This is a genomic window from Ruegeria sp. C11 (assembly GCF_056537725.1).
In genome coordinates, this window is record NZ_JBQFSB010000005.1 from 299382 (window position 1) to 308063 (window position 8682).

Sequence of the window (8682 nt, forward strand, 5' to 3'; positions counted from 1 at the left end):
GCGTAGTTCCGTCTGCCTGTTGATGGTATTCGACCTGTATCGCTAAATGGAGATTGCTCATGGCAAGACTGCTTACGATTGAAGAAGCCAGCAAGATATTGAACGTGCCAAAAGCCTCACTGCGTTCCGCCGCTGAGGAACACGGGTTTATTGTTCGCATGGGGCGCGCAATTCGCATCGACCGGGAGCAGCTAAGCGACCTTGTTGAGAAGTGCAAAGCGCCACCGCGCCAACCCTTGGGCCACAAGAAGCTGCCTCAAACAGTAGAGAGTAGCCCTAACGAAAGCGCAGAGGTCAGGTGCAAAAAAACAGCGGAAAGACTGATACGGGCAGGCAAATCCTAAGCTCTCGACTTCGGCTCATCGATCCTTGAGGGTAAAATTTGTTGCCGTTTATCAGGCTTCGCTCTTGAGGTTTGCAATCGAGGTGGTCGGCTGAAGTGCGATTTTGGAAATGCCTGTAATTTGCCGGGCTTTACCCCACCATGGGGCATGTCTCACTGAATTGAATGCTTGATACTCGCCCGCTCAATCAGATAGGCACAAAAGTATGCATAGATTCCTGTTTTTATTCCTTTTGATTGCTTTCCCCACGACATCAAGCGGTGAGTTTTATTCGAACCGAGGTGACTGGAACCGGATGACAGAGGGCCAAAAGCTCGGATATGTCGCGGGCGTTTTGGACCGTGACTTGATGTTGACAACAACCGGTGATGAAAGTGGCGAAAATCAAAGGTCGGAACGCACCTCGGATTGCTTAGTTGAATTAGGAATAAATACAGGTGACTTAGTGCAGTTGGTTGGCGAACAGTATCAGGACATTGAAAAATGGGATTGGCCACCATACGCAATAGTGTTGACCGTTGCTTATCAGCTTTGCAAGGATCGCCAGTAGTAACGATACCCTAGGTAAAATCTAGGGATCAGAAGTGTAATCAAGAGGCTTGCCGAGGCCTACTCATCATGGAGAATCCAGTGGGTTATGAGATTAACGCCAACGCCACCCCAAACAAAGCCGACGACAATAAACGCCATATCGGTAGAGCCATCATGTTGCGCCCCGATTGAAATGATTGCCGCTGCCCCCATCACAAGACCCACACCCAGCAATCCCCAAAGCCAAAGCGGCGGACTCGTGAATTTCAGGGCGTACAGCAGCAGAAGAACCGCTGAAAGATAGACCACCATTTATGCTGCCCCTTTTATTGTCTCTGAACTGTGCCACAACAGCCAGCAGTGTAGTTTATTGACTACGGCTCATACTGCACCTATCTTCGTAATTGCCAAGACGCCCCGCCTGTCCGAACTGTCACCGTAGGGTGTGCGTTCCAGCCAGTCGAGTTGGATAGGAAGGTGGGGCGCAACTATTTGAACTCCCAGACATTATGGATTTTACCAGACTGCCCGAGCATCTTGTGCCATCTGTTGGCGTCAGGCTTGTCCGTATAGGTTCGCGCCACGGCTCCGACGCACATATCCGCCAATTGCACCAACTCATCTTTTCGAGAGTCCTTGAACCCCATCTTTTTAATTGTCCCCTGCGGCAATTCTCGACGCAGATAGGATTGCAATTCCTGCTTGAACCGCCTGTCTCCCGATCCGTCGATAACAAGGGACGCATTGGTAAGTGTTCCCCCGTCATGCTGGCACATCATGCGAGTAAAAAAGTTGTAGAACAGACGGGGCTTGGTTTTCAGGTCGTGCGACCGGATCAAATGTTTCTGGACTATCACAGTACGGCAGACGAACGGGCATTCCGCCACGGCCTGAAAGAACGCATCGCGCTTTGACGCCTTCACCTTCGAAAATTTCCACTCCGGCTTAACCCGTTCAGCGGACGAAACAGCTTTTATCGCGGCCTGCGTTTGCATGGCCGCTTCTTTGTTGTCGAACAACACCATTGATAGCGCGAAAATTGGGGATGAACCCTTTTCCAGCTTAAAGCCCGGATCGCCGGTTTCGTCTATGAAAACGAGCATTCAGCAACCCTTTGTCACTGGTCGTCCTTCTTCACCAGAACCGCCCCGAACCCATTGGCTGTGTCGCCATTGTCCAGGAATTGCACCCCGAGAGATTGATACACTTTCTTCAATGCTTCGACGGTGGATTGCTTCGGATCTGAACCGTTCTCGAACCGGGAAATGGTATTGGGCGTGACCCCAGCCATATCCGCAACTTCCCTAACTCCAACCTTTAGCGCCGCGCGCGCCATTCGTGCCTGTTCCGCGTTCATAGATACACCGTACCTTCCTATCGATACACTGTGTTAATTAAGTGTTGACTACACCACATGCCTCATATAGATACAGTGTATCGACGAACGATACAAGGTAAGGGTTTCCGCCATGTTTGACCGCCAGCACATCATGAACCGCGCTTGGACCATTATGGGCGACCGCCCACGCAACCGGATCAACTGGCGGCATTCTCTGTGTCAGGCATGGCACGAGGCAAAGGAAGCCCTGCGCCGCGCCAGCATGACCGAAGCGGACCACATCCGCGAAGCGCTGAACATGTTGGATAACAAGGATACTTGGACCGACGCAGACTATCGCAAACATGACGAGTTGCAGGCCGCTTTGATGGCCGCGCTCAACCACGAAGCCGAAGCAGAGGCATACGCCGAAAAGCGCGCCCTGATTGCCGACGCTAAAGGCCGGTTCGTTTCCATCACCTTTACCAAGAAAGACGGCAGCATGCGCACAATGCGCGTCCAGCCCGCAGCCCTGCGCCAGCACGTCAAAGGCAAGACGGCATCAGAAGCCGCGCGCAAGGCCATTGAGACCCGCGCCCGTCGCCACCCTCACCTGCTGAGCGTCTGGGATACCGAAGCACAGGCCCCGCGCTCTGTGAACCTCGCAACCGTGTCCCGGATCGCCGCTGACGGCCACGTTCACGAATTCCACCACTGATAGGAGAAATACATATGACCAGCATTACACGCCGCTCACTCATGCAGTCCGCACCGCCCGCCCTTATCGCCACTGTTGCGGCTGCAGGTGCAGACGATATGGACCACGACGATTACAGCGCCGCAGAGGGCCGTGTGCGGCTCTTTGCAACCACCATCGGGAAAGAGCCCCCGGCCCGCCTGACCAGCGAGGATGGCGCACCATCGCCCGAGTTGCTGGCGTTCTGCGCAGAAACCGGCATGTCACTTGATTGGGTATTCGTGGGCGACCCCAAGGCCATGATCCTTGCCACCTATCGGGACCGCTTGGCCACCACAGAAACCCATATCCAGCGGATCTATAAGCGCTGGGAGATTGCAACCGCCCAGTTCAACAGGCTTGCCGACGAAAGCACGGCATTGCTTGAGAATGATTTGGCGGCAGGTGACCCAGACGCCCGAAAGCGCGCTGATGAGCGGGAGCGCCAGATTGTGAATCCCGCTTATCAGACAATCATCAAGCTAGAGGACGAGGCTTTCGCGCAGCCAGTCGAGAACGCGCGGGACTTGGCGGTCAAAGCCCTGATGGCCCTGAGAGTCGAGGACACCCACGACCTAGAACAGTTCCGCATTCTGAAACGCGACGCTGACCGCGTTCTGACCGCCTGAAACCCCTGAACTGAGAGGTAAGAGCAATGACAACTTTTCACCGCCGTACACTTCTGAAATCCAGCATTCCCGCACTGGCCGGGGCAATCGCAACCGGGGCCGTAGCCAACGAACTGACGGAAGCCGAGACACCCGTTCAGCGCCTCTATGCCGAATGGGAAAAGCTGGGGAACCGCTATGGCAACATGATAGACGCAAATGATGCATTGTTTGCTCGCCTGAAAGCAGAAGGTAACCCGGATGCGCACGGCCTGACCGAGGACCATTATTCGCAGTACGCTGATCCTCTCTGCACTGAGTTTCTTGCCCTTGAAGATAAGTTGATGGAAACGCTGTCGCAGGACTTCAAAGACATGGCTATCAAGGCGCGGATATCGGCCCGACAGGATGGGTTTATTGGTGAAAAGTTCAATAGGTTGATCCGCGAGGACGCAACCCGCCTTTTGGGGTACGTGAATATCTAAGCCGCCCCAAGTACCAGAAGTTTGCAGCCGGTCCAGCAATGGGCCGGTTGTTTCACTTAATGCAGCGATACGGCAGTACTAAAGAAAGAACTTCAATCTTCGACATCCGGATATGTTGCAAGGTGTTCCCACCCGGTCCAAGTCTCATTTTTATCGTCCCAAAACTCTTTCAGTGCTTCCCAGAGCTCGTCGGCGTCATCAATCATATCCTCCAAATTGGAAAGCATGTCTCTGGACAAGGATACGTATGTATAGCTCTCGGTGACTATCTCTACTTCGCTTTCTAAATTGAAACGAAGCGCAACAACGTCTCCCTCGACATCCGGCAGGAAGGCAATAACGGAAGGCTCACCACTTCCGTCATCCCCGATTAGTACTTTGTTCAGTGGAAAACCTCCCGATGAGATTTTCATTAGTCGCTCAACAATATCGTCCATGCTGACACCTTGGGTTTAAAAGACACTTGGATATCATCGTTGTATCAACTCAACAGTACAGACTTTGTAGAATTGTGGCAGCAAAAACGAGGGCGTCGTGAACTTTCAAGGGCAAGAACTAATTTCCCGAGCTACTTATGTATCAAACAGAAGTCTTATGGCTTTGGCGCTTGCCAAGATTTTGACTGTGAGCACTGGGATTGATTTAGAAAAGTTCACACTGTTAGGTGTTACACCCGGCGAGGCAAGTGTTGGGACAATCACAAACTACTTGTTGATTTTCTTGACCATCAACCACCTGTTGTCCTGGTTTGGTGATTATAGGAGCTTTAAGAGTTGGAATCGGCCTGCCAAAGTGATCCCGAAGGGTTCCATCGTCACTCAAATGACCAAACCTGTATCAAACCTGGAATATTTTGCCGAGCATCTGGCTCAACAAACGAGAAAAGTCGATGAGTGGATTAGCGATACCACCAAGGAGCCTGCACCTAATCTTTTGTCAGCATATCAAGAACTCACAATAGAAGCGGTGAATCTGGTCAGAGAAACCAATAGATTCTCGTTGCACGCTTGGATTTACTTATGGGTTTGGTTTCTGGCATTGCCAATCGGGGCGACGGCATACGCCTTATTGCTTTAAGCAAAAACACCCATCTTTTCCGATATCACGGAAAAGAACAGGGCTTTCTGCCGGTTTTTTGCCAGTTCGGGCAACAACAGCCAAGATACCGCGAAACAAGAGGTCACAGACCTTTTTGCTGGTTTCTGCCGTATGTCGGTAAGGTCAATACCAAAGAGGCTCTAAGCAGGCGGGAGAGAATCTGTCAAAATCCGTTACTTGGCTCAGTTTTTTAGCCCGGCTCATGCACTTTTTCAGAATAACGCACAAAAAAACGCACAAAATTTGGCGCGGCTACAAACGAATATTCGCATAAGTGGTTGATTTTACTGGCAGGGGCAGCAGGGTTCGAACCCGCGACCTACGGTTTTGGAGACCGTCGCTCTACCAACTGAGCTATACCCCTGTATCGAGCATCCAGATATGCCAGCCGCGCGGCGGACTCAAGAGGCTTTTTCGATTTTACCCACAGTTCTGTTACTGACAAACCGATTGCACGCGACGCCAAGTCGGGTATGACTTTGCCCGGCCAGCAGGAGGACGCCGCCAGTGAAATTGCGCAAGAGAATCGCAAACAGCGAAACCGCTCTGAACTGGTTCGCGCGGCGCATTGCGAGCTATATCCGCATGGTGCATCGAAATACCAAGTGGCAACGCATCGGATACGAGGAACTGGATCAGCTGGCCGAACAGGGTGAACCGGTCATCGTGGTGCTGTGGCATCAGCGCCTGGCCCAGTCGCCCTATTTCTTTCCGCTGGACAAGGGACGCATCTGTTCCATCACATCAGCCGCGCGGGCAGGCAGCATGGTTGGACGGGTTCAGCAGCAATTCGGCATGGATACTATCGCCATGTCCAGCCACAAGCGGCACGTTGCCCTGTCGCGCGAAGTGCTGGGCAAGATGAAGCAGGGGATATCGATCGGTATCGCTGCCGACGGTCCGCGTGGGCCCGAGCGGGTGTCGTCGACCGTGCCACTGATCTGGGCACGCACCTCGGGCAAACGGGTGTTCGGCATCACATATTCCGCCCGTCACGGCCGAGAAGCCGGGACATGGGATCGCCTGCTGATGCCGCGGCCCTGGCGGAATGAGGGCGTGTTCCTGTGCCGCGAATGGACCGACCCCGTTCCTCGCAAGGCCAGCGAAGACCAGATCGAGGAACTGCGGCAGAGCCTTGAACGGCACATGAACGACATCACGGCAGAGGCAGACCGGATGGTTGGACGCGAACCGTGGCGGGGCGGTCAGGCTGACTGACGCCGCGCAACGGCCCCTCTCAGAACCAGATCTTGAAGTTTAGCGACCCTACGACCTGCCCTTCGGGCTGCGGATCGAATTCGCGGCTCAGATACGTCGCGCCGTAAAAGAAGGTTCCGTATTTCGCCTCCCAGTTCAGGCCAAGCCGGGCGCGGTAGCGTTCATGCTTGAGGCTGACAGTGCCTGAATTCGGAATATAGGCGCTGTCGGCCACATAGGCTGCATCGACGCCAAACACAGCGCTGAACCCTTTCGGGCTTTTGCGCATGGTGCGATAGCGCTGCCCAGTGATCTTGTCGCGCACCAGCAGCTCCGAGCGGCCCATCTGTCCAAACACCAGATCGAATCCGACGCGGGCCAGCGTTTCGTCACCTGCACGCAGTGAGGCAAAAGGGCGAATACGCGTGGAACGCCCCAATTCCCATTCGCGTCCAACCTCTGCAATTGCAGTCGGGTAAAAGCCGTTGGGAATCTGATCATCCAGAACCGCCTGCGATGGCGGTGTGCTGCCGATCAGCTTGTGAAACTCGGTCTGGAGGCTGTCGACGCCGGTCTGAGGACCGACCGCCACAAGTTCGGCGCCCAGCGTGTATTCAGCCTGACGTCTTTGAAAATGGGTGAATGCACCCAGTGACAGAATACCTGCATACTGCCTGTCCGTAGCACTGGGTGTAATCAGGTCCTCGGGCGAGATCATCTGAGTATAAGCCCGGATTTCGATCACGTCTCCGAACGCCTCGGGCAATTCCCCGTTCCATCCACGCGCCAGAACCCACGACAGGTTCAGGGACGAGGTCTGCCAGCGGTCGTGATCGTCACCGATCAGATCATCGCTGAACATCCAGCCAAAGCCCACCAACTCGTGCTTTGTCGGTTTGGTCTGATCCGGCACAATCGTGTTCGACTGCGCAAAAAGCAGTTGTGGAATACACAGCAAAATGGCTGCCAGAAAATTCTTCATGGTTCAGTCCCGGTTCCTGTCTGCTTCAGGTAAGTTGTTCGTCCAGCCTTAATCTTTGAAAAACTGTAGAAAATAGAATCTCTTGCAGCAATAACGGCATCAATCCGCACAATGGGTCGATACCAAAAAGCAACATTTTCGGGGCCGGTGACCAAGCGAAGGCAGGAAGAGCAATTTCGGTGCGCAAACTACACCGATTATGTGCAGACGTTGATAGCGTGCCCGGCGTCACACCCAGAACGTCAGCGCCAGCGGCAAGACCACAAGGGTTGCAAGTGTCGAAACCAGAATGAACCCCGCCACATCCGGGGCTTTTTCCGGAAGATACTGATCGGCGAACAGATAGTTGGCCACGGATGACGGCATCAGGCAGCACAAAATCACCACGCCCCGCTCGGTTCCCGTAAATCCGAACAGTTGCGTCACCGCCAGTGCGACCGACGCCGCGATAATCAGGTGGATTGCGGTAAGCAGGCTGGCCTGCCGAACATCTCCGATCTTGAACGAGGCAAGGGTGTGACCCATCGTCAGCAGCAGCAAAGGAATCGCAAGCCCGCCAAGAATATTAAAGCTCGCCGCCACCGGTTTTGGCAGAGATGTATCCGTCATCACCAATCCCAATGCGATCAGGGCGGCATAGATCACCGGAGAGGTCAGCACCGCCTTCAGCGAAACAGAACGGGAGGGAATCCAGATGCCGACCGTGAACATGCTGAGCAGGATGACAACGACGAAACCCATCGCATAGGCCATGCCCGCATCCCCGAACGCCAGCAAGGTCACCGGCAAGCCGATGCTGCCGACATTGCCGTGCGTCAACGGCCCCAGAAACGCCGGTATGGAATAGCCGAGCAATCGCAGAGCCAGAAGACTGAAAATGGCCAATCCCGCAACTGCCATCGCCGCTGCGGCGATCACCGTTAGAAAGGTGGGACCATCGATCTGGGCAGTCGAGATATGAGAGATGACCAGAGTGGGAAACCCGACACGCGATATGAGGTCGTTCACCACCTTGTTGTCGAAGGGCGCCTTGATCAGGGCCAGAACATATCCAACGCCGACACAGAGCAGTACCGGCAGGATGATGTTGAAGACATTCAGGAAAATGTGTTCGAGGTGAGTCGTCATCACTGTTCGGTCGTTCTCCGTTCGGGTTCCCTGACTTCCGAGCATTCAAGCCCAGAGCAAAGTTTGGGTTTCTCAAGCGATGGCCCACTGTAACAACCATAATGAGATAATCTACGGAAACTGAACACAAAAAAGGGCGCCCTGGGGGCGCCCTTTCTGTCTGGTCACTCGCTTGCGCGAATTATTCGACGATTTTCGACACAACGCCGGCGCCGACGGTGCGGCCGCCTTCGCGGATCGCGAAGCGCAGACCGT

The 8682-nt window shown here is 54.1% G+C and carries 14 protein-coding genes and 1 tRNA gene; 7 read left to right on the plus strand and 8 right to left on the minus strand.

Annotation, left to right across the window (positions count from 1 at the left end; all coding sequences use genetic code 11):
* Positions 1 to 59: 59 nt before the first annotated feature.
* Positions 60 to 344: a helix-turn-helix domain-containing protein gene (locus ACR0NA_RS12070; protein ID WP_480729193.1), complete on the plus strand. Its 285-nt coding sequence runs from the start codon at positions 60 to 62 to the stop codon at positions 342 to 344.
* 205 nt (positions 345 to 549) lie between these two features.
* Positions 550 to 894 carry a hypothetical protein gene (locus ACR0NA_RS12075; protein ID WP_480729195.1) on the plus strand — a complete coding sequence of 115 codons (345 nt, stop codon included), beginning with the start codon at positions 550 to 552 and terminating at the stop codon, positions 892 to 894.
* A gap of 59 nt (positions 895 to 953) precedes the next feature.
* Here ACR0NA_RS12075 and ACR0NA_RS12080 read toward each other — a convergent pair whose 3' ends face one another.
* The 3 genes from ACR0NA_RS12080 to ACR0NA_RS12090 all read right to left on the minus strand — a co-directional run bounded on the left by ACR0NA_RS12080 (position 954) and on the right by ACR0NA_RS12090 (position 2232).
* A complete protein-coding gene (locus tag ACR0NA_RS12080; RefSeq protein ID WP_480729197.1) occupies positions 954 to 1187 on the minus strand; it encodes a hypothetical protein in 234 nt (77 codons plus the stop codon).
* Positions 1188 to 1363: 176 nt separating this feature from the next.
* Positions 1364 to 1978, minus strand: coding sequence for a DUF3800 domain-containing protein (locus ACR0NA_RS12085; RefSeq protein ID WP_480729199.1), 615 nt, complete (start codon positions 1976 to 1978; stop codon positions 1364 to 1366).
* A 14-nt stretch (positions 1979 to 1992) separates the two neighbouring features.
* On the minus strand, positions 1993 to 2232 hold the full coding sequence (locus ACR0NA_RS12090; RefSeq protein ID WP_480729201.1) for a helix-turn-helix domain-containing protein: 240 nt from the start codon (positions 2230 to 2232) through the stop codon (positions 1993 to 1995).
* A 112-nt stretch (positions 2233 to 2344) separates the two neighbouring features.
* Between ACR0NA_RS12090 and ACR0NA_RS12095 the strand changes: the two genes are divergently transcribed.
* Genes ACR0NA_RS12095 through ACR0NA_RS12105 form a run of 3 tightly spaced genes read left to right on the plus strand, consistent with a single transcriptional unit; the run spans position 2345 to position 4022 of the window.
* On the plus strand, positions 2345 to 2911 hold the full coding sequence (locus tag ACR0NA_RS12095) for a hypothetical protein (RefSeq protein WP_480729202.1): 567 nt from the start codon (positions 2345 to 2347) through the stop codon (positions 2909 to 2911).
* A 14-nt stretch (positions 2912 to 2925) separates the two neighbouring features.
* Positions 2926 to 3558, plus strand: coding sequence for a hypothetical protein (locus ACR0NA_RS12100; protein ID WP_480729204.1), 633 nt, complete (start codon positions 2926 to 2928; stop codon positions 3556 to 3558).
* A gap of 26 nt (positions 3559 to 3584) precedes the next feature.
* A complete protein-coding gene (locus tag ACR0NA_RS12105; RefSeq protein WP_480729206.1) occupies positions 3585 to 4022 on the plus strand; it encodes a hypothetical protein in 438 nt (145 codons plus the stop codon).
* A 92-nt stretch (positions 4023 to 4114) separates the two neighbouring features.
* Here the strand turns inward: ACR0NA_RS12105 and ACR0NA_RS12110 are convergent, their stop codons facing one another.
* A complete protein-coding gene (locus ACR0NA_RS12110) occupies positions 4115 to 4459 on the minus strand; it encodes a hypothetical protein (protein ID WP_480729208.1) in 345 nt (114 codons plus the stop codon).
* Between the two features lie 157 nt (positions 4460 to 4616).
* On the opposite strand from ACR0NA_RS12110, the gene ACR0NA_RS12115 reads away from it, so the two are divergent.
* Complete coding sequence (locus ACR0NA_RS12115; protein WP_480729209.1) at positions 4617 to 5099, plus strand: hypothetical protein; 483 nt, start codon at positions 4617 to 4619, stop codon at positions 5097 to 5099.
* 309 nt (positions 5100 to 5408) lie between these two features.
* Here the strand turns inward: ACR0NA_RS12115 and ACR0NA_RS12120 are convergent.
* Positions 5409 to 5484 (minus strand) — tRNA-Trp (locus tag ACR0NA_RS12120).
* A 143-nt stretch (positions 5485 to 5627) separates the two neighbouring features.
* On the opposite strand from ACR0NA_RS12120, the gene ACR0NA_RS12125 reads away from it, so the two are divergent.
* On the plus strand, positions 5628 to 6338 hold the full coding sequence (locus ACR0NA_RS12125) for a lysophospholipid acyltransferase family protein (RefSeq protein WP_480729210.1): 711 nt from the start codon (positions 5628 to 5630) through the stop codon (positions 6336 to 6338).
* 19 nt (positions 6339 to 6357) lie between these two features.
* Here the strand turns inward: ACR0NA_RS12125 and ACR0NA_RS12130 are convergent, their stop codons facing one another.
* The 3 genes from ACR0NA_RS12130 to ACR0NA_RS12140 form a co-directional block, all read right to left on the minus strand.
* On the minus strand, positions 6358 to 7299 hold the full coding sequence (locus tag ACR0NA_RS12130) for a lipid A-modifier LpxR family protein (protein ID WP_480451303.1): 942 nt from the start codon (positions 7297 to 7299) through the stop codon (positions 6358 to 6360).
* Positions 7300 to 7527: 228 nt separating this feature from the next.
* Positions 7528 to 8427 (minus strand): AEC family transporter, encoded by a 900-nt coding sequence (locus ACR0NA_RS12135; RefSeq protein WP_480451305.1) that lies wholly within the window; start codon positions 8425 to 8427, stop codon positions 7528 to 7530.
* A gap of 181 nt (positions 8428 to 8608) precedes the next feature.
* On the minus strand, positions 8609 to 8682 hold a 74-nt coding region (locus ACR0NA_RS12140), incomplete at its 5' end, for an EF-Tu C-terminal domain-related protein (protein WP_296514147.1).

Bases quoted from the DNA above. Each gene is read 5' to 3' on its own strand.
- ACR0NA_RS12070 (WP_480729193.1), top strand. From the start codon at position 60: ATGGCAAGACTGCTTACGATTGAAGAAGCCAGCAAGATATTGAACGTG.
- ACR0NA_RS12075 (WP_480729195.1), top strand. From the start codon at position 550: ATGCATAGATTCCTGTTTTTATTCCTTTTGATTGCTTTCCCCACGACA.
- ACR0NA_RS12080 (WP_480729197.1), bottom strand. From the start codon at position 1,187: ATGGTGGTCTATCTTTCAGCGGTTCTTCTGCTGCTGTACGCCCTGAAA.
- ACR0NA_RS12085 (WP_480729199.1), bottom strand. From the start codon at position 1,978: ATGCTCGTTTTCATAGACGAAACCGGCGATCCGGGCTTTAAGCTGGAA.
- ACR0NA_RS12090 (WP_480729201.1), bottom strand. From the start codon at position 2,232: ATGAACGCGGAACAGGCACGAATGGCGCGCGCGGCGCTAAAGGTTGGA.
- ACR0NA_RS12095 (WP_480729202.1), top strand. From the start codon at position 2,345: ATGTTTGACCGCCAGCACATCATGAACCGCGCTTGGACCATTATGGGC.
- ACR0NA_RS12100 (WP_480729204.1), top strand. From the start codon at position 2,926: ATGACCAGCATTACACGCCGCTCACTCATGCAGTCCGCACCGCCCGCC.
- ACR0NA_RS12105 (WP_480729206.1), top strand. From the start codon at position 3,585: ATGACAACTTTTCACCGCCGTACACTTCTGAAATCCAGCATTCCCGCA.
- ACR0NA_RS12110 (WP_480729208.1), bottom strand. From the start codon at position 4,459: ATGGACGATATTGTTGAGCGACTAATGAAAATCTCATCGGGAGGTTTT.
- ACR0NA_RS12115 (WP_480729209.1), top strand. From the start codon at position 4,617: ATGGCTTTGGCGCTTGCCAAGATTTTGACTGTGAGCACTGGGATTGAT.
- ACR0NA_RS12130 (WP_480451303.1), bottom strand. From the start codon at position 7,299: ATGAAGAATTTTCTGGCAGCCATTTTGCTGTGTATTCCACAACTGCTT.
- ACR0NA_RS12135 (WP_480451305.1), bottom strand. From the start codon at position 8,427: ATGACGACTCACCTCGAACACATTTTCCTGAATGTCTTCAACATCATC.